Below are 22,353 nucleotides of genomic sequence, written 5' to 3'. Positions count from 1 at the left end.
GCTAGCGGCGGCCCGGGTTCCAGCTCGTGGCCACCGATCCGGCGAAGTAGCTGCGGGTGACCGCGTCGGTCGCCTGCGCGCAGGTGCGCTGGAGCCGCTCCATCTCGTGCGGCAGATCGGTGAGCACGTCCGCCAGCGCGCGGTACTCCAGCTCCGCGCGGGTCCGCCCGAGGAGCCGCTGCGCCTCGTTCTGGAAGCCGGCCCGCTGCCCGGACGCCTCCAGGTTCTCCAGGCACTGCTCGGCCCGGCTGAGGGCGAACACGACCGAGCGCGGGAAGAGCCGGTCCAGGACCAGGAACTCCGCGGCCACCCGGTCGGTCTCCAGGCCCTTGTAGGTGCGCAGGAAGGACTCGTAGCCGCCGGTCGCGCGCAGCGACGTGGACCAGGCCGAGGACGTCGACAGCGACGCCGCGGCCACAAGCCGGGCCGTCATGTCGGCCCGCTCGATGGACCGGCCGAGCACCAGGAACTGCCAGCCCTCGTCGCGCGGCATCGTCGCGTCGGCGGTCCCGTTGATCAGCGCGACCCGGTCCCGGACCCAGCCGAACGCGACCGGGGGCTGCATCGACTCGAACCGGCCGCTCGGGATCGCCCGCCAGGTCGTGTTCACGGCCTCCCACATCGACGTCGACAACGTCTCGCGGGCACGCCGGGCCACCTCGCGGGCGTTGCGCAGGGTGGCGTGGATCGAGGCCGGGGAGGCCGGGTCGTAGGCGAGCCGGCGGAGCAGCTCGTCGGTGCCGACGACCTCGTCCGGGGCCGCGGGGACGCCCATGATGTCGAGCACGCTCGCGCAGGTGCTCGGCACGTCGACGGTCGGGTCCTCGACCATCAGCTGGGTCTGCACGTCGAGGATCCGGGCGGTGTCCTCCGCGCGCTCGACGTACCGGCCGATCCAGAAGAGCGACTCCGCGATCCGGCTCAGCACGGCGTGCCCCCGTCGGCGGCCGCTTGCTGCTGCTGTTGCTGCTGCTCGGACGGGGTGGACTGCTGGTTGCCGACCGGACCGCGGTCCAGCGGGGTGCTCTCCCGCGGTCCCGCGGGCGGCGTCGTCTCCTTCGGTTCGGGCGCGGGCGCGTCCGCCGGCGCGGCGAGCACCCAGGTGTCCTTCGAGCCGCCGCCGCGCGAGGAGTTGACGATCAGCTCGCCCTCGGCCAGCGCGACCCGGGTCAGGCCGCCCGGGAGGACCCAGACCTTCTGGCCGTCGTTGACCGCGAACGGCCGCAGGTCCACGTGCCGGGGAGCGACCCTGCCGTCGACGTACGTCGGCACGGTGGAGAGCTGGACGACCGGTTGGGCGATCCACGCCCGCGGGTCGAGCAGGACCTGCTCGCGGAGCTCGTCGAGCTCGGCCGCGGACGCCGCCGGACCGATCACGATGCCGTTGCCGCCGCTGCCGTCGACCGGCTTCAGCACGAGCTCGTCGAGGCGGTCCATCACCTCGGCCCGGTGCTCCGGCTCGCCCAGGCGCCAGGTGTCGACGTTCGCGAGCACCGGCTCCTCGGCCAGGTAGTACCGGATCAGGTCCGGCAGGTAGGTGTAGACCAGCTTGTCGTCGGCGACCCCGTTGCCGATCGCGTTCGCGATCGTCACGTTCCCGGCCCGGGCCGCGTTCACCAGACCCGGGCAGCCCAGCAGCGACCCCGCGCGGAAGTGCACCGGGTCGAGGAACTCGTCGTCGACCCGCCGGTAGATGACGTGCGCCTGCTGGAGTCCGTGGGTGGTGCGCATCAGCACCCGGCCGCGGCGGCACTCGAGGTCGCGGCCCTCGACCAGCTCGACGCCCATCGTCCGGGCGAGCAGCGCGTGCTCGTAGTACGCGCCGTTGAACGCACCCGGCGTCAGCACCACCACCGTCGGGTCGTCGACGCCGGCCGGGGCGGCGGCGCGCAGCGCGGCGAGCAGCTTCTGCGGGTACCCGGCCACCGGCCGGATCCGGTGCCGGCCGAAGGTCTCGGGCAGCGCGGTCGAGATCGCCCGCCGGTTCGTCATCACGTACGACACCCCCGACGGGATCCGGACGTTGTCCTCGAGCACCCGGAACTCGCCGGCGTCGTCCCGGATCAGGTCGATGCCGGAGACGTGCACCCGGACCCCGTTCGGCGGCTCGATGCCGAACGTCTCCCGGGTGAAGTGGCTCGACGTCGTCACCACGTGCCGCGGCACGACCTCGTCGCGGAACACCTCGCCCGCGCCGTACACGTCGGCGAGGAACCGCTCCAGGGTGGCCACCCGCTGCTGGACGCCGCGCTCGATCAGCGCCCACTGCTGCTGGTCGATGACCCGGGGGACGATGTCGATCGGGAAGGCGCGCTCCTCGCCGCCGATGTCGAAGGTGACGCCCTGGTCGAGGTAGCTGGACTGCAGGCCCTCGGCCCGCGCCGCCAGGTCCCGGGCCGGCATCCGGGCGAACGACTCCGCCAGCCGCGTGTACGACGGCCGCGGGACGCAGTCCTCGAACATCTCGTCGTACGCCGGCCCGGGGGCGGCGTACGTGGCGAACGGGTGTGGGTGAGTCACCCCGCGCACGGTAGGAGGAGGCGGTTTCGCCGATGTTTCACTAGTGTGTCCGGTGCGGACGGGCTGGCCGGGCGACCGCGGCAGGGCACTTGATTCGTCGAGGGTCGTGTCGAGGAAGGTCCGGGCTCCGAAGGGCAGGGTGGTGGCTAACGGCCACCCGGGGTAACTCGCGGGAAAGTGCCACAGAGAACAGACCGCCGTCGCTCTCCGGAGCGGCGGTAAGGGTGAAACGGTGGAGTAAGAGCCCACCAGCGCGGCGGGTGACCGTCGCGGCTCGGCAAACCCCACTCGGAGCAAGTCCAGACAGTGAGCGTTCGAGGGCGGCCCGCCCGAGCTCACGGGTAGGGCGCTGGAGGGTGTCGGCAACGGCACCTGGAGATGGATGGTCGCCAGCCGGGTGGTCGTGAGGCGGCCCGGTGAACAGAACCCGGCCTATGAGCCAGCCCGTCCGCACTCGGGCCCGAGTGCCGGCTGTGTGACCCACGAGCCCTAACCGATCATCGGGGCGCCCCGACGATCGCCCTGCTTCACCAGTACCCCCGACGCGAGCAAAGATCCTGTCCTCGGCGGGACCGATCTGCTCCGTCGTCCCGGGAGTACGCTCGAGGAAATGTCGTCAGCAGCGAATCGACATCGAACCTCGCGCGTCCACGCCATTCGACTTCGTCGTCTGAAGAGAACTGACTGGCTCCTCCGGCCAACTGGCGGCAGCTGACCCGGCCCCGATCCCGCGGCTCTGCGCCCAGGGGCTTCCCACGACAGTCGGAACCTCGAGATGACAGCGCAGGACGCAAACCCCATCAGGCTCGCCGAGCTCGCGCTCAGACTCCACGAGCAACCCACCGAACAGGCCACCGTCGAGGCGGTCCTCGGCTTCAGCCTGAGCGCCGTCAAGGCCGACTTCGCGGGCATCGTCTTCTTCTCGCGCAGCCACGGCATGGAGACGGTCGCCACCACCGACCCGCTCGTGGAGAAGCTCGACAGACTGCAGCTCGAGGCCGGCCAGGGCCCCGACCTGGACATGCTCGCGGACAGGGTGAGCGTGCTGGTGACCGACACCCGGACCGAGGGCAGGTGGCCGGAATGGGCACGTGCGGTCAGCGGTCTCGGCGTACGCAGTCACCTGGGCGTGCGCCTCTACACCTCGCGGGAGAGCTTCGGCACCCTGAACGTGTTCGCGCGCTCGCCCGAGGCCTTCACCGTCGAGGACCAGCAGACTCTGCACGTGATCGCACGGCACGCAGCGGTCGCACTCTCCGCCACCCGCCAGAACGCCCATCTGTGGAAGGGCATGGACAGCCGCAAGATCATCGGACAGGCCCAAGGCATCCTCATGGAGCGCTACGACCTCGACGGCGACCGGGCCTTCGCCGTTCTGATGCGCTACTCCCAGCACCGCAACGTCAAGCTGCGGGACATCGCGCAGGAACTCATCGACCGCCGGACTCTTCCCGACCTCACCACCTGATCCACCGCCTTCGGGACGTGGCGGGCGGGCCCGCCCGGCCAAAGGTGGGGCGGGCCCTCGGGGGTCGCGCGATGCCGACCGGTGAGGGTGGCATCCAGGAGATGCCCGCCCTCGGGTTGGCCAGCCCGAGCACGTGGTGGACGGGCGCCGAACGAACCTCGTCCTGCGCAGGTACCCGGTTTCACCGCCTCTGACGCGGGTATTTCTGCGTTGACGCCCCCGCACGACCCGAGGCCGCGGGGGCGTCGTCGTGGGTGCGGGAGGACGCGCGCGCCCCTGCTGGGGGATAGAGCGAGGGCGCGGCGCCTGAACGGCGAGACCGACCGGTCTCCGAAGGAGAGCAAACCACGCCGGCGAGCCGGCCGGCTCGATCGGTCTAGCGGGCGCCCCCCGTTCGGCGTGCCTCGTTCCACGGATGGACCTGGCCCGGACGGCCGAGGCCGGTGGCCGTCCCCGGGCGATCTGGGCAAGGACTCACCCAGGGTTCGAACACCTGTTCTAATTGCAGGATGAGTCGTCCCCGGGTGCGCCACGTCTGGGTGCGGCCGGCGTACGGCGTCGGTGTCGCGCGTCCCGGGCTGGTGCTCGGGTGGCGGCAGGTGCCCTCGCAGGCGTCCGGGCCGCTGTGGCAGGCGCGCGTGGTGGTGTTCGACGAGCGCGACGATGCCGTGCACGTGGGCTGGCACTACGCCTCCGAGCTGGTGCCGGTGCCCTCGGAACCGCCAGGGACGGCGAAGCCGGGGTTCGCGGCGTACGGGCAGGTGCTGCGCTAACCGGCGTACGGCCCCGGGCGCGGGGGCAGGCCGCCGCGTTCGGCGGCGGCGACGCTTCGCTCCACCCAGATCGGCGAGTCGATGGTGCGGGCGAACCGGGCCGAGGCCTCGAAGTGGCTGCGGGCACGCTCGTGGTCGCCGAGCTCGGCCGCGCAGATCCCGAGCGCCCAGTCCATCGGGCACATCAGGTAGGCGACGGAAGCGCCGCGCCCGGTCTGCGGTGCGAGCAGGTCGTAGAGCTCCCGCGCCTTCGTGACGTCGTGCACCCGGGCGATCGGGGTGGCGAGCAGGGCGGCCATGCCGATCGCCGCCGAGGTGCGCATCCCGTTCGCGACGAAACCGGCGAGCACCGAGTCCAGCAGCGGGCCGACGGCGTCCAGGTCACCGACCTCGCTCTCGACGAACGCGGTCGCGCCCTGCCACTCGACGACGCCGGCGTTCGCGAAGAAGGTGCTGAGCTCCGCGCGGATCTCGTGCAGCCGGCCCTGGTCGCGACGTACGCCCATCCGCTGGATCTGGAACAGCGCCTCCACCAGGAACGGCACGACGCCGATCTCGATGCCGAGGCGACGGGCCGCCTCCATCCGCTCCTCGGCCTCCTCGAGCCGACCGTGCAGCAGTGCCTGCGCTGCCCCGTAGTAGGCCAGGCTCCACCGGTCCGACGGGGGCCCGTACGCCGTGACCCCCGGGCGGGCGAGGTCGAGCGCGCGGTCCAGGTCGCCGGCGTGGCCGAGCTCCATCGCCGTCTCGAACCGCCACAGCCAGGTGCGGCCGAGCAGGAGCGGGTCGCCGATCTCCTTGGCGAGCGCGAACAGCTCCTCCTCCCGGGCGTGCGCCAGGTCGGCGCGCCCGGAACCGAAGAGGCTGCGGCGAGCGTTGGTGAGCACGGCGGAGAGGGTGCCGGTGTCGCCGACCTCTCGGGCCAGCGCCATCGCCGAATCGGCGAGCCGGCGGCCCTCGGTCGCGTCGGTCTCCCACGCGTACGCCGAGGCCAGGCAGCCGAGCAGCTTCGCGCGCAGGGCGTCCTGGCCGGGGCCGAGCCCGTCGAGCGCCTCCTGGTACAGGTGGATCCGGTTGCCGTCGAAGTAGATCTCGTCGCCCCCGGTGCTGGCGATCGAGAACGCGAGCGCGGCCCGTGCGACCAGCACCGGGTCGCCGTAGGCGCGGGCGGCGTGGTGGGCCGCCTCGACCGCCGCCTCCGCGTCGGCATCGCCACGCCGGCGCAGGGCGCTGGCCCGGATGATCTGGAGGTCGATCCGCAGACCCGGGTCCGGGTCCTCGGCCCGGTCGAGGATGAGCAGGGCCCGGTCGGCGGCCGCGACGGCGTCGTCGAGGACGAGGTTGTCCAGCGCGGCCTCGGCGACCTGCCGCTGGTACCGGACGGCCCGGCGCCACTCGCCGAGCACGGCCGCTCGCTCGAAGTGGTGCGCCAGCCCGCTGACCGAGGCGTCCAGCGTCGGGGGCTGGTGCTCCAGGGCCTCACCGATCCGGTGGTGCAGCCTCCCGGTGGTGACCTCGTCGAGGTCGGCGAGCAGGGCCGCCCGGATCAGCGTGTGCCGGAAGGAACGGCGAGCCGGGTGGGCGACTGCCGGGACGACGATGCCGTCGCGCTCGGCTGCCGCGAGCGCCTGGATCGCCTCCTCGGCGGGGACTTCGACGGCCGCCACCACGACCTGCGGGTCGAACTCGAGTCCGGCGACCGCGGCGGCCGCGAGGACCGAGCCGGCCGCCGGGGGCAGGGCGGCGATCCGGGTGCGCACGAGCTCGCGGAGCCGGTCCGGGGGATCGGGCACCGGGGTCTCGACCAGGTCCTCGCTCGCCGGCGGACCGAGGTGCAGCCGCTCGGTCGCGTAGAGCGGGTTGCCGCCGCTCTCGGTCCAGAGCAGGTCGGAGACGACGTCGTCGCGTCCGTGGAGCCGGGCGAGCTCGGCGACCTCGGCGTGCGAGAGCGGGCCGAGCTCGACCCGGGTGACGGCGTCGGCCTCCGGCTCGGGCCACGGTCCGGGCTCACCCCCGGCTCGGCGCAGGGTCACGACGAGCACCGGAGCGGAGCAGCCGAGCAGGTGCGCGACGAGGTCGGCGGTCGCGGGCGGGCTCCAGTGCAGGTCGTCCAGGACGACCAGCGCCCCGCGGCCGCCCGCGATCCGGGAGAGGGTGCCGCGGGTCGCCTCGAACAGGTGCAGGCGGTCGAGGTCGGCGATGCCGTGGCTGCGGGCCGGGCTGGCCACGTCGCGCGCGGTCGGGAGGAACCGGGCCAGCGCGGCCGCCCCGTCGCCGAGCGCGTCCCCGCGGGCGGTCGGCGGCAGGGTGACGAGGAAGGTCTCCAGCGCCTCCATGACCGGCCGGTACGGCACGTCGAGCCGGTCCTCCGCGCGCCCGTAGAGCACGGCAGCGCTCTGGTCGCGGACTCGTGCGGTGAGCTCGGCGGCCAGCCGGGTCTTGCCGATGCCGGGCTCACCGACCACGTCCACGGCCTGCGGCTGCCCGGTACGACGGGCCTCCTCCCAGGCGCCGAGCAGCACGTCGAGCACCTCGGCCCGGCCCACGAACGCGGTGCCGCGCTGGCCGAGCAGCGGTGACCAGGGCTGGTGCGCGGACGCCGGGGTCGCGGCGTCCTCGGAGAGCAGCTCGAGGAAGACCGCCCGCGTCTCCGGCGCCGGGTGCACCCCGAGCGAGTCGGCCAGCAGCAGCCGGCACTGCTCGTACGCCTCGATCGCGGCAGCCCGGTTCCCGCCGGCCGAGAGCGCCTGGATCAGCAGTCGGTGGGCGTCCTCGCGGAGCGGCGCCGACGTCACGACCTCCCGGGCGCAGGACTCGGCCAGGGCCGGGTCACCGGCGACGAGGGCGATCCGGCCGCAGCTGAGGCGCAGCTGGACGCCGGCGCCGGCCACGCGCCGCCGCAGCTCCACCAGGTACGGCGCCCTGGTCCCGCTGAGCAGCTCGGCACCGGCCAGTCCGGCGAGCCGGTGCGCCTCGGTCAGCGCGTGCTGCACCTCTCCGCGCTGGAGCAGTCCCTCGACCCGGGCGGCACCGAACAGGACGTCGTCGAGATCGACGGTGCTCCCGGAGGGGAGGTCGAGCTGGTAGCCGGCCGGGGTGGTCCGGAGCACCTGCTCGCCGTCGAGCCCCAGGGCGGTGAAGCCGCGGCGGAGCGCGGCGATCACGTTGCGCAGCGCGGCCTGCCACGACCCGGGCGGGGTCTCGCCCCAGATCGCCGCGGCGAGCTGCTCCCGGGACACGACCTCGGAGCGGGAGACGAGCAGCCGTACCAGGACGCACGCGCCCCGCCGGCCGCCGAGCGCGTCCTCGGTGACCTCGAGATCGTCCCGGACGACCCGGAGATCACCCAGGACGGATGCCGCCACCCCTGCCATGCCCGCACGCTAGGCCCCGGGCACCCTTGATCGACGGTGATCGGACCGGATCACCTGGGCGGTCCAGACAGTTCCGAGCCCGCTGAGGTCAGGAAACGCCGGCCGGCGCCGTCAGGAATGCGCCGAGCGGCGCGGACGTTTGCCCGGGCATGGACGAGGAGTTCTTCGAGCTGAAGGCGCCGTCGCTGATCTTCCCCGACCAGCGCGGCGACCTCACGTCGGCGTACCGGGTGGCGTTCGACCTGCTCCGGCGCCGCGACGCGGTGGCCGCGCTGGAGCTGCTGGAGCCTGCCCTCGCCGAGGACCCGCGGAACACCGGGCTGCGGATGCTGCGCGCCTGGGCGTTCCTGATCCGGGTGCAGCTGACCCGGGCCGAGGACGAGCTCCGGTCGCTCGTGGCCGAGAACCCCGACGACGACTGGATGCGGTTCGCGCTGGGCCGCAGCCTGGAGCGGCAGTCCCGCTACGCGGACGCGCTGCCGCACCTGAGGCTCGCCGCGGCGATGTCCGGCGACCCCGAGCACGAGCTCGCGGTGCTCCGGGTGGAGCGCCTCGCCGGAAAGGTGTGAGGCGGGACGGCAACTCCGCCACACTTGGGGCCTTGGTCTCCTAAGGTGGCGCGGTGCCCGACTCGACCACTCCCGATCTGACTGCGATCGGCCGCCTGCCGCTGGAGCGCTCGACGAACGAACGGAAGTGGGATTTCGTCCGCTTCACGCTCATCGCCGGCTGGATAGTCGTGCTCGCGGCGCTGCCGTTCGTGGGCGAGCGGACCGCGGACTGGGACGACCTTCGCGACCTCGTGAGGTCGAGCAAGGTCACCCAGGTCGAGATAGACGGCGAACTCCTCGCGGGCGAGACCGGGTTCACCGCCGTCAACGTCCGCTGGTCGCGCGGGCACCTTCGCTACGTCACCACGGTCGGTCAGGTGCGTGGCCAGGAGCCGGACGAGTGCGGTGACGAGGATGCCTGCTACGAGGTGGACACGACGCTCGACCGGGCGCCCAGCGCGGTACTCACAGACCTCCAGCCTGACCTGCTCATCCGTCGGAGCGGATCCGGCTCCTACGTCGACGACACGATCCTCGGCTTCTCCGCACCGATGGTCCTCGCGCTTCCGGCGACGATCCTCGCCGTCGGCATGCTGGCGGTTCTCATCGCAGGGCCGCAGCCGTGGTGGGCGACCCGATGGGCGTGGTTCTGGCTCATCTCGACGCCGATCGGCACCGCGGCGTTCCTGGTGATGTCCGGACCGGCCTGGTTGCTACGTCCACCGCGCCATCCCGAACGCCGGCTCACCGGCGGCTGGGCGATCCTGTTGTCGATCTTGATCTCGTTCGCGGGCTCGTTGTTCTCGCTGACGTTCTTGAACATCGAGCTCGGCCCGTAGAGCCGACGCACCGCTCAGGGCAGGGTCAGGATCTCCGCGCCGGTCTCGGTGACCAGCAGGGTGTGCTCGAACTGCGCCGACGTGCGGCCGTCCTTCGTCACGACCGTCCAGTCGTCGTCCCACATCTCCCACTCGTGGGTGCCGAGGTTGAGCATCGGCTCGATGGTGAAGGTCATCCCCGGCTCCATGACGGTGTCGTAGGACGGGTCGTCGAAGTGGGCGATGATCAGGCCGGAGTGGAACGACGTGCCGATCCCGTGGCCGGTGAACTCCCGGACGACTCCGTACCCGAAGCGCTTGGCGTAGGACTCGATCACCCGGCCGATCACGTTGACCTGACGGCCCGGCTTGACGGCGTTGATCGCCCGCCGCAGCGCCTCCTGGGTGCGGTCGACGAGGTCGCGGACCTCCTCGGAGACGCCTGGGGTGAGGAAGGTGGCGTTGGTGTCGCCGTGGACGCCGCCGAGGAACGCGGTGATGTCGATGTTGACGATGTCGCCGTCCTCGACGACCCGGCTGTCCGGGATGCCGTGGCAGATCACCTCGTTGGCGCTGGTGCACAGCGACTTCGGGAAACCGCGGTAGCCGAGCGTCGAGGGGTAGGCGCCGTGGTCGAGGAGGAACTCGTGCCCGATCCGGTCGAGCTCGTCGTGGGTGACCCCCGGGACGACGTGCCTGCCGACCTCCTGGAGGGCCTGGGCGGCGAGCCGGCCGGCGACCCGCATCCGCTCGATCGTCTCGGCGTCCTTGACCTCGCTCCCGGTGAACCGCTCCGGCGCGGCCTTGTCGACGTACTCGGGCCGCGGGATGTGCGCCGGGACGGGACGGCGGGCGGAGATGGTGCCGGGGGATACGGGAGTCACGGCGGTGAGTCTAGATTGGCCCCATGGACGAGGAGTTCTGGTACTGCCTGAAGCACCACACCGTCGAGCCGCGCGAGGGGTGCAAGAACGCCGACCGGCTCGGGCCCTACGCCACCGCCGACGAGGCCGCGCACGCGCTGGAGAAGGTCGCCCAGCGCAACGAGGAGTGGGACAACGACCCGAAGTGGAACGAGCCCAAGAAGGGTGAGAGCTGAGCACCGGCGAGCGGCCGCCCGCCCTGGGTCAGGACATCCGGGCCTACCGGAACTCCTTCGTCGGGATGGTGCTGCTGGTCTCCAGCCTGTTCCTGGTCTTCGGCACCTGGCCGCTGTACGGCGCCGCGGGCGCGGTGCCGCAGTTCGTGATCTGGTCGGTGCTGTTCGTGCTGGCCTGCCGCTCGTTCATGACCAAGCCGACCCGGGTGCTCGTCCTCGGCGTGCTCTCGCTCGTCGTGTACGCCGGCTTCGTGCTCGCCTGGCGGTAGGCCCGGGTTCGAGGCCCGCGAGGCCCCGTCGCGTCAGCGCGGTGAGACCCGCAGGACCCGGTCGCCGCTGCCGTTCGCGGTCGTGACCAGCAGGTCCCCGTTGGGAGCCCGGGTGACCGAGCGCAGCCGCCCGAAGCGCGTCAGGGCCGGCGGGGTGCGCATCGACCGGAACGTGCCGTTCGCGCTGAACCGGAAGAACATCAGCCGGCCGGCCTTGAGGGCCGCGACCGCGAGGGTGCCGTCGTACGAGCCCCACCTGCTGCCGTGCACCCAGGCCGCGCCGGAGGTGGCGAGCGTCGGGAACCCCGAGCTCCACCGGGCCGCGACCTGCGGTCCGGGCAGGCCGAAGTCGGTCATCGGCACGGACTCGTCGTAGCCCGGGCCGGGCGCCCAGCCGTAGTTGCCACCCGAGGTGACCAGGTTGATCTCGTCGTCGCGGTCCGGCCCGTGCTCGACCGACCAGACGGTCCCGTCGGCACGCTGGGCGAGCCCCTGGACGTTGCGGTGGCCGTAGTTGAGCACGTACCGGCGGCGCAGCGAGGACGACGAGGCGAACGGGTTGCCGGGCCACGGCCGCCCGGTCATCCGGTTGAGGCGGAGCACCTTGCCGCCGAGCGAGTCCAGGTTCTGCGGGTTGCCGGACACGGCCGCGTCGCCGGTGCCGACGAGGAGCGCGCCGCTGCGGGCGATCAGCAGCCGGCAGCCGCCGTGCCGACCGGAGGACGCGGGCAGTCCGGTGAGCAGCAAGCGCGCCCTCCGGACCGCGGTGTAGCGCGCGTTCATCCGCCAGGCGACGATCCGGACGTCGTGCCCGGTGGCGGTCGTCGCGCCCTGGCAGGTGTAGATCCGCCGGTTCTTCCGGAACCGCGGGTCGACGGCGACCGACATCAGCCCGGTCTCCCCGGAGGTCCACACCCGGCCCGACGGGAACCGGACCCGGTGGGTCCTGCCGTGGAACCGGATCAGCAGCCGCCGGCTGTCCCGTTCGGTGACCAGGTAGCGCGGGCCGGGCAGCACCTGCACGTCCCAGGGCTGTTGCAGCCCCGGGACCTGCGTGGTCACCCGGAGGGCCGGGTACGCCGCCGCGCGGCCGGGTCCGGCGGGTGCGCCCACCCCGGGAGCGGTGGCGAGGAGGCTGGCGACCAGGGCGAGCGAGCAGGTCAGGACCGCGAGAGCGACGGGACGGCGCATCCTCCGACGGTACGCCTCGACGTTGGTCATCGCCGGACGGCACGCACCACCGAGTCCGTCGCCGTGGCCGGTCCGTCCGGCCGGTGCGAGGGCCGGGTCTGCGCCTCGGCGAGCACGACCTCCCACTCGTCCGGGTCGAGTGCCGCGACGACCTTCTCGGGGGTGAAGAGCAGGGCGCCGTGCCCGTGCCCGGAACGCAGCCCGGTGGTGTGGTCGTCGGGGTGGTGGCCGACGACCAGCAGGGTGCCGCCGGGCCGGACCGCGGCGCCGATCGCACGGAACACCGCGTCGAACCGGTCGAGGGGCGGGTGCACGAACTGCGCCGAGACCAGGTCGAAGCCGCCGGGCAGGGGAGCCTCGTCGAGGAGGTCGTGGTGCACCGTGGTGACCAGGTCGGCGACGCCCGACTCGGCGGCGTGCTCGGCGACGAGTCCGAGCCCGACCGGGGACACGTCGAGGGCGGTCACCCGCCAGCCGCGGCGGGCCAGCCAGACGACGTCGGCGCCCTCGCCGGCACCGACGTCGAGGGCGTCACCGGCGGGCAGGTCGGCGACCTGCTCGACCAGGCGCGGGTTCGGGTTCCCGCTCCAGACCCGGTCCGGTCCGCCGTAGCGGGCGTCCCAGGTCGCCTGGCCGAACATGTCGGCGTCCTCCGACTGGCCGTGCGGGTGGTCGGCCATGCTCAGAACGTGTGCTCCGGACCGGGGAAGGTGCCGGCCTTCACGTCGGCGGCGTACGCCTCGGCGGCGCCCTTGAGGACGCTGTGCAGGTCGGCGTACTGCTTCACGAAGCGGGCCATCTTGCCGGTGCGCAGGCCGAACGCGTCCTGCCAGACGAGGACCTGGCCGTCGCAGCCGTTGCCGGCGCCGATCCCGATCGTCGGGATGCTGAGCTCGCGGGTCACCTGCGCGGCGACGTCGCCGGGGACCATCTCCATGACGACCGCGAACGCGCCCGCGGCCTCGACCGCCTTGGCGTCGGCGAGGATCCGCTGCGCGGCGTCGCCGCGGCCCTGGACCCGGTAGCCGCCGAGGGCGTGCTCGCTCTGCGGGGTGAAGCCGATGTGCGCCATCACCGGGACGCCGCCGTGGGTGAGCAGCTCGATCTGACCGGTCATCTCGCGACCGCCCTCGAGCTTCACGCAGTGCGCGCCGCCCTCCTTCATGAACCGGACCGCGGTGTCGTAGGCCTGCTCCGGCGAGCGCTGGTAGGACCCGAACGGCAGGTCGCCGACGACCAGCGCGTGGTGCGCCGACCGGGCGACGGCCCGGGTCAGCGGGATCAGCTCCTCGACCGTGATCGGCAGCGAGGTCTCGTTGCCGAGGACGTTGTTCGACGCGCTGTCGCCGACGAGGAGGACCTCGATGCCCGCGTCGTCGAAGGTGGCGGCGGTGTACATGTCGTAGGCCGTGAGCATGGCGAACTTCTCGCCGCGCTCCTTCATCTCGCGCAGGTGGTGCGTGCGGATCCGCTTCCGGGGCGTCGCCTCCGGTGCCGATCCGTCCTTCCGGGCCGCGCCGGTGCCGTACGGCGCCGCGACCTCGGGGTTGCTGCTCTCGCTCATCGTCGAGCTCCTTCGTGTGTTCGCTCTCGAGGCTCCCTGACGGAGTCCCCGGACCGGGATCAACGCTAGACCCGTTCTGCGCGGTTCGCCCGTGTGGCGCTGCTCACGGCTGGGCCGATCTCCTGCCGCGGTAGAGCACGTGCCGCAGCAGTGGGCTGTCCGGCGCCAGCAGCGGGTGGTCGAAGTCGTCGGCCGGGTCCCGGGTCAGGCCGATCCGTTCCATCACGGCGCGGGAGCGCAGGTTGACCGCGGCGGTGAACGAGACGACCTCGGGCAGGCCGAGGTCCTCGAAGGCGTGGGTGAGGACCGTCCGGGCCGCCTCGGAGGCGTAACCGTGCCCCCAGGCGTCGCGGGCCAGCCGCCAGCCGATCTCCACGCACGGGGTGAACGCCGCCTCGAACCGCGGGACGGCGAGACCGACGAAGCCGATGAACGTGCCGGTCGCGGCGACCTCGACCGCGAACAGGCCGGGCTCACCGGCCGCCAGCAGCGCGCGGTGCCGGTCGATGAGCGCGTCGGACTCCGCGCGCGTCGGACACGCCGGGAAGAACTCCATCACCCGGGGATCCGCGTTCAGCGCCGCGAACGGGTCCCGGTCCTGCTCGCGCCACTGGCGCAGGACGAGGCGTTCGGTGCGGAGGACGGGCGGCGTCGCCGGAGGGGTCACGGGCCGTAGGCGCGACCGACGGTGGCGACCCGGACCTGGTAGTCGGCGTACCAGACCTCGCGGCCGCGCTGCTGCGCGATCGCGTGCTCGTGCACCTGCTTCCAGGCGCGTGCGGCGTGGTCGTCGGCCCAGTAGGAGACGGTGATGCCGAACCCGTCGGCGTCGCGGGCCGACTCGTAGCCGAGGTAGCCGGGCTGCGCCTTCGCGAGCTCCTGCATCCGGGCGCCCATGACGGCGTACCCCTGGTCGCCCTCGGTGCGCAGGTTGCTGAAGATGACCGCCGTGTACGGCGGCTCCGGCAGCGCGGCGATGCCGGTCACGTCAGGCGCCGGGGACGATCCGGATGTCGCGGACCGCGGCGCCGTCCAGCGCGGCCAGCGCCTCCTGGTACGGCGCGCTGTCGTGCGCGGCCCGGGCGGCCTCGACGGAGTCGAACTCGATGAGCACGACACGGCCCGATTCGCCGGCCTCGTAGGTCTGCTCGGGCAGCCCGCGGGCGATGAACCGGCCGCCGGCCCCGGTCAGCGCGGGCGCCGCGAGCCGGGCGTAGGCGGCCATCTTGTCGTCGTCGCTGATGTCGCGGTACACGCTCACCCAGTACGCAGTCATGGGGTCATCGTGCCAGGAGGTGTTCGTCGTGGACGCCTGGGTCCGGAGCGCATCCGCGCGCAGCCTGATCTCCCCGGCCGACGGGCACGTCCGTCGTGGTGCGGTTGACCGAGGACGAGGCGCGGGCGCTCACGTCCACGCACGCAGTGCGGGTGGGCGAGCTCAAGGAACGGCACCAGGCGAAGCGGCAATCCTGACCGGGTGCGAGGCGTCAACAGATGCCGGGTGGGTCGACGGGTCGAGGGGTGAGCTGTCTCGTGCCGGTTTGGTCGCGGAGGTAGGTGTAGCCGAGCGGTGAGCGCCAGCGGTAGGCGCCGGGTCGTTCGGCTTGGTAGCGCCAGCCGCCGTGGGTCTTGAGCCGATGGTGGTGGCGACAGAGCGCGGCCAGATTCGAGGTGCGGGTCTGGTTCTTCGGGCCGTCGGGGTCGTAGGGCTCGATGTGGTCGAGGTCGCAGGCGCGGGCTCGCCGGGTGCAGTACGGGAACACACACGTGCGATCGCGCAGGATGACGTGTTCGCGGATCCGGTCGGTCGGCTCGTACGCCTGCGTGGAGACCTCTTGGTTGAGGTCGAGGACCGGGCGGATCGTGATCTGGGCTCCGGGGGCGTTGAGCCACTGCTCGATCTGCTCGCGCGTGATCAGGTGCGGGCCGCGGTTCTCCAGACTTCCGAACGGGTTGCGGGGATCGAGGTGGAGGTAGAGGGTGATGGGTCGGCTTGTGGCCCGGGCCCTGTCTTCCTCGCGCCGTCTCGACAGGCTCGACGACCGCTGCTCGACGACCGGTTCCTCGCTCCGGGCCCGGTTCGCGGGGGCTGTCGGGAGTGGGGTTTCGCCGCGGGCGAGGTTGCCCAGCGCCATCGCGCGGCGCACGTCGAGGGGGAGGTCGCAGCCCCATTCCTTGAGGTCGGCGGCGTCGACGGAGAGTCGGGTGTCGAGGTCTTGGGCGTCGACGAGGTCGAGTTCGCCGCCGAACAGGCTGGTGCCGGCGAAGGAGACCTGCTGGTGGTCGATGCGGACGTGGCGCTGGTCGGCGGCTTGTTCGGCGAGCTGACGGGCGTGGTCGGGCATGTGGGTCGCGATGGCTTCGTCGATCAACCGCTCGGTGGCGGCCAGCCCGATGCGGTGGGCGGTGCGGGCGAGGTACCGGTCGACGTGCAGCGCCGCCTCGGGGGACAGGGCGAGGGTGCGTTCGGCGATGCGGCGGGCGCGCCAGACCTGCAGGGTGCCGGTCTGGACGCGGTGGAAGATCCGGGGCAGCCGGTGGGCGATCTCCAGAGCAGAGGCGATCAGCGCGCGGCCGGCGTGATCGGACATGCCCAACGCGGCGGCAAGTTCGGTGACGCAGAACTCGCTGACCAGCGGTGCGCCTTCCCCGGCCAGCGGGATCGGGGAGTCACCCCAGGTCGCACAGTCCGAGGCGTCCTCCACGGTGTGGGCGTGAGCCCAGGCGAGCGCGTCGAGGAAGAGACGGACCTCCGCCGCGTCGGCCTCCGACCGGTGTCGGCGCGCAGACGCCAGCACAGCGGCGGCGTCCGTCGTACCCGAGGTCATGGGAGGAATCTACGGATCGGCACCGACAGTTTCGGTTCTGGAATCGGCTTGTCCACAAGCGGTTTCGAGACGGTCGCTGCGCGACCTCCTCAACCACCGGCGGGTGGGTTTCGAGATGGTCGCTGCGCGACCTCCTCAACCACCGGCGGGTGGGTTTCGAGATGGTCGCTGCGCGACCTCCTCAACCACCGGCGGGTGGGTTTCGAGAYGGTCGCTGCGCGACCTCCTCAACCACCGGCGGGTGGGTTTCGAGACGGTCGCTGCGCGACCTCCTCAACCACCGGTTCGGCCCGCGCTCGACCTTTTCTCGCCCGATCCGGGAGACTGGTGGGGTGGACTTCGACTCCTGTTACGCGCACGGGTTCGCGCGGGTCGCCGCGTGCACGATCCCCGTGGCCATCGCCGACCCTGTGACCAACGCCGCGAGCGTGCTCGAGCAGGCCCGGGCGTGCCACGACGACGGGGTCGCGGTCGCGGTCTTCCCGGAGCTCTGCCTGACCGGGTACGCGATCGACGACCTGGTGATGCAGGACGTGGTCATCGAGGCCGTCGGGGCGGCGATCGAGCAGATCGTCGCGGCGAGCGAGGACCTCGGTCCGGTGCTGGTGGTCGGGGCGCCGCTGCTCAAGGGCAACCGGCTCTACAACTGCGCGGTCGTGGTGCACCGCGGCCGGGTCCTCGGTGTCGTGCCGAAGGGCCACCTGCCGACCTACCGGGAGTTCTACGAGGCCCGCCACTACGCGTCCGGCTCGCACGAGTTCGGCGAAGGTATCGAGCTGCTCGGCGAGTACTACCCGTTCGGTCCGGACCTGATCTTCGAGGCTGACGACGTTCCCGGACTCGCCCTGCACGTCGAGATCTGCGAGGACATGTGGGTGCCGATCCCGCCGAGCGCCTCGGCGGCGCTCGCGGGCGCGAGCGTGCTCGCCAACCTGTCCGGTTCGCCGATCACCGTGGCACGCGCCGAGGACCGGCGGCTGCTGGTGCGCAGTGCGAGCGCGCGCTGCCTGGCCGCCTACGTCTACGCCGCGGCCGGGGAGGGGGAGTCGAGCACCGATCTCTCCTGGGACGGCCAGACGATGGTCTACGAGTGCGGCGACCTCCTGGGGGAGACCGAGCGGTTCCCGGAAGGCGCGCGCCGCTGCGTGGTCGACGTCGACCTCGACCGGATCCGCCAGGAGCGGCTGCGGCAGGGGACCTTCGAGGACAACCGGAGGTTCGAGGGACAGGGCACCGACTCGCACCGCCGGGTCGCTTTCACCCTCGACCCGCCGACGGGCGACATCGGCCTGCTCCGTAGCGTCGACCGGTTCCCGTTCGTGCCCGACGACCCGGCACGGCTGGCTCTGGACTGCTACGAGGCGTACAACATCCAGGTCTCCGGCCTGGAGCAGCGGCTCCGCTCCATCGGGCAGCCGAAGATCGTCATCGGCGTCAGCGGGGGTCTGGACTCGACGCACGCGCTGATCGTCGCGGCGAAGGCGCTGGACCGGCTCGGCCGGCCGCGCAGCGACATCCTCGCCTACACGATGCCGGGCTTCGCGACGAGCGACTACACCAAGAGCAACGCGACCCGGCTCTGCAAGGCGCTCGGCGTCTCCTTCGAGGAGCTCGACATCCGGCCCGCCGCGAGGCAGATGCTCGCGGACCTCGACCACCCGTTCATGGATGAGCACAGCGCCGAGGGCGAGGACGTCTACGACGTCACCTTCGAGAACGTCCAGGCCGGGCTGCGGACGGACTACCTGTTCCGGATCGCCAACCACCGCGGCGGGATCGTGCTCGGCACCGGCGACCTCTCCGAGCTGGCGCTCGGCTGGTGCACGTACGGCGTCGGCGACCAGATGTCGCACTACGCGGTGAACACCGGGGTGCCGAAGACGCTCATCCAGCACCTGATCCGCTGGGTGGTCAGCAGCGGACAGTTCCGCGACGAGCACGGCGAGGGCTCCGACGTCGACGACGTGCTCACCGAGATCGTCGAGCAGGAGATCACCCCGGAGCTGATCCCGACGCGGGAGGGCGAGGTCCCGCAGAGCACCGAGGCCAGCGTGGGCCCCTACGCGCTCCAGGACTTCACGCTCTACTACGTGCTGCGGCACGGGTTCCGGCCGAGCAAGATCGCCTTCCTGGCCCGGCACGCCTGGTCCGAACCCGACGCGGGCGCGTGGCCGCCGGGCTTCCCGGAGGCGCGTCGGATCGGCTACGACCTGCCCACGATCAAGAAGTGGCTCGGCGTCTTCGTGAACCGGTTCTTCGGGTTCAGCCAGTTCAAGCGCTCGGCGCTGCCCAACGGGCCCAAGGTCGCCGCAGGTGGATCGCTGTCGCCGCGCGGTGACTGGCGGATGCCGTCGGACGCGAATGCCCGGGCCTGGCTGGCTGACCTCGAGCACGTTCCTGAGAAGTGAGCCCTGAGAAGTGAGCCCGGAGAAGTGAGCCCTGAGAAGTGAGCCCGGAGAAGTGACGAGCCGCCCGGTCCTCGTCGTCCAGCACCAGGACGACTGCCCCCCGGCCTGGTTCGGCACCTGGATCGAGGCGGCGGGCGTCGTGCTCGACCTCCGCCGGCCCTACCGGGGTGACGTCCTGCCCGCCGACCTGGCCGGACATGCCGGCCTGCTCGTCCTCGGCGGCTCGATGAACGCCACCGACGAGCAGGCCACTCCCTGGCTGGGCCCGACCAAGGAGCTGGTGCGGGCGGCGGTCGCCGGGGGAGTGCCGGTGCTCGGGATCTGCCTCGGGCACCAGATCGTCGCGGACGCGCTCGGCGGAGGTGTGGCGGTCAACCCGGCCGGAACCCAGCGCGGCCTGCTCGCGGTCGACTGGTCCGAGGCCGCGGCGGCGGACCCGGTGTTCGCGGCGCGACCGGCCCGCGTCGCGCACTGGAACGACGACGTCGTCCTCGCCCCGCCGCCGGCGGCCACGGTGCTGGCCACCGCTCCCGGCGGCGAGGTCCAGGCGCTGCGCTTCGCCGACCGCGCCTGGGGGATCCAGTCGCACCCCGAGGTCGACGAGGTGGTGCTGGCGACCTGGGCGGAGGAGGACGGCGTGGACGTCGCGGACTTCCTGGCCGCGTTCGCCGCGGAGCGGGACGCCCTGCTGGCGGCCTGGCGGCCGGTCGCGACGGCGTTCGCGCGGCTGTGCGTCAGCCGGCCGTCGTGAACCAGCCGTCCGGTCCGATGTCGGTGCCCATCCGCGGGACGTACTGGTCGAAGTAGACCCGGGCGATCAGCTCGCGCCGGCTCCGCACCGAGGCCTTCTCGAAGACCGACTTCAGGTGGTCCTGCACCGTGTACGCCGACAGGTGCAACGACGCCGCGATCTCCTTGGTGTCGAGCCCCTGGAGGACCCGCTCGGTGACGGCGCGCTCGCGCTCGGTCAGGTCGAAGGCGGCGACCACGAGCGGCACGATCTCCGGCGGCCTGGCCTCCTCGATGGTGATCACGACGTCGCCGGCGCCGCCGTCCCGCGCGGTCATCGGGCTGGCGTGCAGCACCAGCCAGATCCCGTCGCGGCTGCGCACCCGGCAGCGCGGCGGCTGGGTCGTCTCGCCGCGGGCGTAGCGCCGGGCGGAGCCGACGAGCGCGGCGAGGATGCCGGTCGGCTCGGTCTGGTGGTCGGCGATCTTGAGCTGGTCGAGCCGGTGCTCCGCCCCGGTGCTGCGCTGCACGATGCGGTTCGCGGAGTCGACCATCACCACCGCGGGACCGGTCGGCGGGACCTCGGGAACCTCGGCCAGTCGGCAGAGCAGACCGAGCCGCATGCCGACCGACATGGTTTCGGACAGCGCGGAGAGCAGCTCGACGTCGTGGTCGTCGAAGGCGGGCTGCCCGTCGGCCCGGAACATCGCGATCGCGCCCCACACCTGGCCGTGGTCGCGCAGCACCGTGCGGATCTCGTCGGTGTACCCGTAGCGCGGCACCATGAACTCGTTGAGCCGGTAGGACCCGGGGTCGACCGAGCGGACGGCGGTCGAGGGGACGGCGCGGTGCGCGAGCTCGATGAAGGTGGTGTCCTCCCACTCGCCGTACTCGATCAGGCCCCACTCGTGGTCGTGGCTGTCCTGCCCGTGCAGGTCGCCGAACTTCAGCGTGCCGGTGAGCAGCAGCGTGCTCGGGTCGACCGTGCCGACGCAGGCGCCGAGGTGGGGGACCGCCCGTTGGATCGAGGTCAGCGCCTCGTCCAGGAAGGGCTCCAGCTCCAGCCCGGCCCGCGACACGACCTCGACGTCGCGCAGGACGCGCTGCGCGGTGAGATCCAGGGCCATGGAACCAGTGTGGCCGAATCGGGCCGCGTTGGGGATCCCACATTTCTGGGGTCCTGGAATCCCGGTGCCCCCGGGCCGCAGGTCCCCGGGCGGTGGGGATGGTCCGCGGCGGTCGCGGCCCCGCAGGCTTCCGGACGTCAGCCACGACGAGAACCCGAGAAGAAGGAACAACCATGAGCATCACCACCGACGGGAGCATCACCGACCTGCGCGCCGAGTGCGGCGACTTCGTCCACCTGCCCGGCGAGCCCGGTTACGACCGCGCCCGCGCCAACTGGAACGCGGCCGTCTCGCTGCGCCCGGCCGCGGTCGCCGTGCCGCGCTCGGTCGAGCAGGTCCGCCGGGTCGTCCGCACCGCCGCCCGCGCCGGGATGCGGGTGACCACCCAGAGCACCGGGCACGCGGCCGCCGTGCTCGCCCAGCACCGGCTCGCCGACACCGTCCTGGTGCGCACCGGTGAGCTCCGCGGCGTCCACGTCGACCCGGTCAACCGGGTCGCCCGGGTCGAGGCCGGCGCCTGCTGGCAGGACGTCGTCGAGGCGGCTGCCCCGCACGGGCTGACCGCGATGCACGGGTCCGCCCCCGACGTCGGCGTGGTCGGCTACAGCCTCGGCGGCGGCCTGAGCTGGTACGCGCGCAGCCACGGACTGGCCTGCAACAACCTGGTCAGCATCGACGTGGTGACCGCCGACGGCGAGGTCGTCCGCGCCGACGAGCGCGAGAACGCCGACCTGTTCTGGGCGCTGCGCGGCGGCGGCGGCAACTTCGGCGTCGTCACCATGGTCGAGGTCCGGCTCCTCCCGATCGCGGAGGTGTACGCCGGCATGCTGCTGTGGCCGCTGGAGCAGGCCGCCGAGGTCGTCCGGACCTGGGCCGCCTGGTGCGCCGACGCCCCGGAGCAGGTGACGACGTCGCTGCGCGCGCTCCGCTTCCCGCCGATCGCCGAGCTGCCGGACTTCCTGCGCGGCCGGCAGGTGCTGGTCGTCGACGGGGTGGTGCAGGCGGGCGACGCGGAGGCCGAGGCGCTGCTCGCCCCGCTGCGGGCGCTGGCCCCCGAGCTGGACACCTTCGGGCGGATGCCGACGGCGGCGCTGACCCGGCTGCACATGGATCCCGAGGACCCGACGCCGGGCGTCGGCGACAGCGTCCTGCTCACCCGGTTCGACGACCGGGCGGTCGAGGAGTTCCTGGCCGCGGTCGGCCCGGGCGCCGCGGCGGCGCCGTTCATCGCCGAGCTCCGCCAGCTCGGCGGGGCACTCGCGCGGACCGCGCCGGGGGCCGGGGCGCTCGCCTCGCTCGACGGGACGCACGCCCTGCTGCTCATCGACGTCGCGCCGACGCCGGCCGCGGCTGCCGCCGCCGAGGAGGTCATCGCGTCGGTGCTCGCGCGGATGGCGCCGTGGACCGGGCGGCAGCGGTTCCTCAACTTCACCGAGCGCCCGACCGACCCGGCGGCCGCCTTCGACGAGGCGGCCTGGGGCCGGCTCCGGGAGGTCGCCCGCGCGGTCGACCCGGCCGGGGTCTTCCTCGGGAACCACGCGATTCCGCGGTGACGGGCGCCCGCGCGGACGTGGGCAGGGCGCCTCTTCCCGGCCCCCTCCCGGGCCGACTGCCCACGTCCGTGCGGATGTCAC

At 72.7% G+C, this 22,353-nt stretch carries 21 protein-coding genes and 1 other RNA gene; 10 read left to right on the top strand and 12 right to left on the bottom strand.

Annotated features, from left to right (window positions below):
- Position 1: 1 nt before the first annotated feature.
- On the bottom strand, positions 2–928 hold the full coding sequence (locus tag AB4Y76_RS13255) for an alpha-E domain-containing protein (protein WP_441925975.1): 927 nt from the start codon (positions 926–928) through the stop codon (positions 2–4).
- Entirely contained in the window at positions 922–2,520 is a 1,599-nt protein-coding gene (locus tag AB4Y76_RS13250; protein WP_441925973.1) for a circularly permuted type 2 ATP-grasp protein, read from the bottom strand. Before AB4Y76_RS13250 ends, AB4Y76_RS13255 begins: the two co-directional genes overlap by 7 nt.
- 59 nt (positions 2,521–2,579) lie before the next feature.
- Here AB4Y76_RS13250 and rnpB point away from each other — a divergent pair.
- The 3 genes from rnpB to AB4Y76_RS13235 all read left to right on the top strand — a co-directional run bounded on the left by rnpB (position 2,580) and on the right by AB4Y76_RS13235 (position 4,761).
- Positions 2,580–2,971, top strand: an RNA gene (gene rnpB / locus AB4Y76_RS13245) — RNase P RNA component class A.
- 324 nt (positions 2,972–3,295) lie between these two features.
- Complete coding sequence (locus AB4Y76_RS13240) at positions 3,296–3,988, top strand: GAF and ANTAR domain-containing protein (RefSeq protein ID WP_441925971.1); 693 nt, start codon at positions 3,296–3,298, stop codon at positions 3,986–3,988.
- Between the two features lie 509 nt (positions 3,989–4,497).
- Entirely contained in the window at positions 4,498–4,761 is a 264-nt protein-coding gene (locus AB4Y76_RS13235; protein WP_441925969.1) for a hypothetical protein, read from the top strand.
- On the opposite strand, the gene AB4Y76_RS13230 is transcribed toward AB4Y76_RS13235, so the two are convergent.
- Positions 4,758–8,135 carry an AAA family ATPase gene (locus AB4Y76_RS13230; protein WP_441925967.1) on the bottom strand — a complete coding sequence of 1,126 codons (3,378 nt, stop codon included), beginning with the start codon at positions 8,133–8,135 and terminating at the stop codon, positions 4,758–4,760. The two genes, AB4Y76_RS13235 and AB4Y76_RS13230, sit on opposite strands and share 4 nt — an antisense overlap.
- 149 nt (positions 8,136–8,284) lie before the next feature.
- Between AB4Y76_RS13230 and AB4Y76_RS13225 the strand changes: the two genes are divergently transcribed.
- Both AB4Y76_RS13225 and AB4Y76_RS13220 read left to right on the top strand, forming a co-directional pair.
- Entirely contained in the window at positions 8,285–8,704 is a 420-nt protein-coding gene (locus AB4Y76_RS13225; RefSeq protein WP_441925965.1) for a tetratricopeptide repeat protein, read from the top strand.
- A gap of 53 nt (positions 8,705–8,757) precedes the next feature.
- Entirely contained in the window at positions 8,758–9,525 is a 768-nt protein-coding gene (locus tag AB4Y76_RS13220; RefSeq protein ID WP_441925963.1) for a hypothetical protein, read from the top strand.
- Between the two features lie 14 nt (positions 9,526–9,539).
- Here AB4Y76_RS13220 and map read toward each other — a convergent pair whose 3' ends face one another.
- Complete coding sequence (gene map / locus AB4Y76_RS13215; RefSeq protein WP_441925961.1) at positions 9,540–10,388, bottom strand: type I methionyl aminopeptidase; 849 nt, start codon at positions 10,386–10,388, stop codon at positions 9,540–9,542.
- Positions 10,389–10,411: 23 nt separating this feature from the next.
- Here map and AB4Y76_RS13210 point away from each other — a divergent pair, with 23 nt between their 5' ends.
- Positions 10,412–10,603, top strand: coding sequence for a hypothetical protein (locus AB4Y76_RS13210; protein ID WP_441925959.1), 192 nt, complete (start codon positions 10,412–10,414; stop codon positions 10,601–10,603).
- 65 nt (positions 10,604–10,668) lie between these two features.
- Positions 10,669–10,872 carry a hypothetical protein gene (locus AB4Y76_RS13205; protein ID WP_441925957.1) on the top strand — a complete coding sequence of 68 codons (204 nt, stop codon included), beginning with the start codon at positions 10,669–10,671 and terminating at the stop codon, positions 10,870–10,872.
- Positions 10,873–10,905: 33 nt separating this feature from the next.
- On the opposite strand, the gene AB4Y76_RS13200 is transcribed toward AB4Y76_RS13205, so the two are convergent.
- The 7 genes from AB4Y76_RS13200 to AB4Y76_RS13170 form a co-directional block, all read right to left on the bottom strand.
- A complete protein-coding gene (locus AB4Y76_RS13200; protein WP_441925955.1) occupies positions 10,906–12,063 on the bottom strand; it encodes a PQQ-dependent sugar dehydrogenase in 1,158 nt (385 codons plus the stop codon).
- A gap of 26 nt (positions 12,064–12,089) precedes the next feature.
- Positions 12,090–12,743, bottom strand: coding sequence for a class I SAM-dependent methyltransferase (locus AB4Y76_RS13195; RefSeq protein WP_441925953.1), 654 nt, complete (start codon positions 12,741–12,743; stop codon positions 12,090–12,092).
- Between the two features lie 2 nt (positions 12,744–12,745).
- A complete protein-coding gene (gene panB / locus AB4Y76_RS13190; protein ID WP_441925951.1) occupies positions 12,746–13,627 on the bottom strand; it encodes a 3-methyl-2-oxobutanoate hydroxymethyltransferase in 882 nt (293 codons plus the stop codon).
- Positions 13,628–13,730: 103 nt separating this feature from the next.
- Positions 13,731–14,294 (bottom strand): GNAT family N-acetyltransferase, encoded by a 564-nt coding sequence (locus tag AB4Y76_RS13185; RefSeq protein ID WP_441925949.1) that lies wholly within the window; start codon positions 14,292–14,294, stop codon positions 13,731–13,733.
- The gene (locus AB4Y76_RS13180; RefSeq protein ID WP_441925947.1) at positions 14,291–14,614 is read right to left on the bottom strand and encodes an antibiotic biosynthesis monooxygenase family protein; all 324 of its coding nucleotides are present in this window, start codon (positions 14,612–14,614) and stop codon (positions 14,291–14,293) included. Before AB4Y76_RS13180 ends, AB4Y76_RS13185 begins: the two co-directional genes overlap by 4 nt.
- Position 14,615: 1 nt before the next feature.
- The gene (locus tag AB4Y76_RS13175) at positions 14,616–14,903 is read right to left on the bottom strand and encodes a DUF1330 domain-containing protein (protein ID WP_441925945.1); all 288 of its coding nucleotides are present in this window, start codon (positions 14,901–14,903) and stop codon (positions 14,616–14,618) included.
- Between the two features lie 211 nt (positions 14,904–15,114).
- Complete coding sequence (locus AB4Y76_RS13170; protein WP_441925943.1) at positions 15,115–16,455, bottom strand: DUF222 domain-containing protein; 1,341 nt, start codon at positions 16,453–16,455, stop codon at positions 15,115–15,117.
- Positions 16,456–16,787: 332 nt separating this feature from the next.
- Here AB4Y76_RS13170 and AB4Y76_RS13165 point away from each other — a divergent pair, with 332 nt between their 5' ends.
- The gene (locus AB4Y76_RS13165) at positions 16,788–18,863 is read left to right on the top strand and encodes an NAD(+) synthase (RefSeq protein WP_441925941.1); all 2,076 of its coding nucleotides are present in this window, start codon (positions 16,788–16,790) and stop codon (positions 18,861–18,863) included.
- Positions 18,864–18,915: 52 nt separating this feature from the next.
- Entirely contained in the window at positions 18,916–19,614 is a 699-nt protein-coding gene (locus AB4Y76_RS13160) for a type 1 glutamine amidotransferase (RefSeq protein ID WP_441925939.1), read from the top strand.
- On the opposite strand, the gene AB4Y76_RS13155 is transcribed toward AB4Y76_RS13160, so the two are convergent.
- Positions 19,598–20,719, bottom strand: coding sequence for a LuxR C-terminal-related transcriptional regulator (locus AB4Y76_RS13155; protein ID WP_441925937.1), 1,122 nt, complete (start codon positions 20,717–20,719; stop codon positions 19,598–19,600). The two genes, AB4Y76_RS13160 and AB4Y76_RS13155, sit on opposite strands and share 17 nt — an antisense overlap.
- Positions 20,720–20,892: 173 nt before the next feature.
- Here AB4Y76_RS13155 and AB4Y76_RS13150 point away from each other — a divergent pair, with 173 nt between their 5' ends.
- Positions 20,893–22,272 (top strand): FAD-binding oxidoreductase, encoded by a 1,380-nt coding sequence (locus AB4Y76_RS13150; protein ID WP_441925935.1) that lies wholly within the window; start codon positions 20,893–20,895, stop codon positions 22,270–22,272.
- The last annotated feature ends 81 nt before the right edge of the window (positions 22,273–22,353 follow it).

It is taken from the genome of Marmoricola sp. RAF53 (assembly GCF_052114005.1).
GTDB lineage: Bacteria > Actinomycetota > Actinomycetes > Propionibacteriales > Nocardioidaceae > Marmoricola.
Note: the sequence above shows the minus strand (reverse complement) of the source record. Positions and strands in the feature narration are given on the sequence as shown.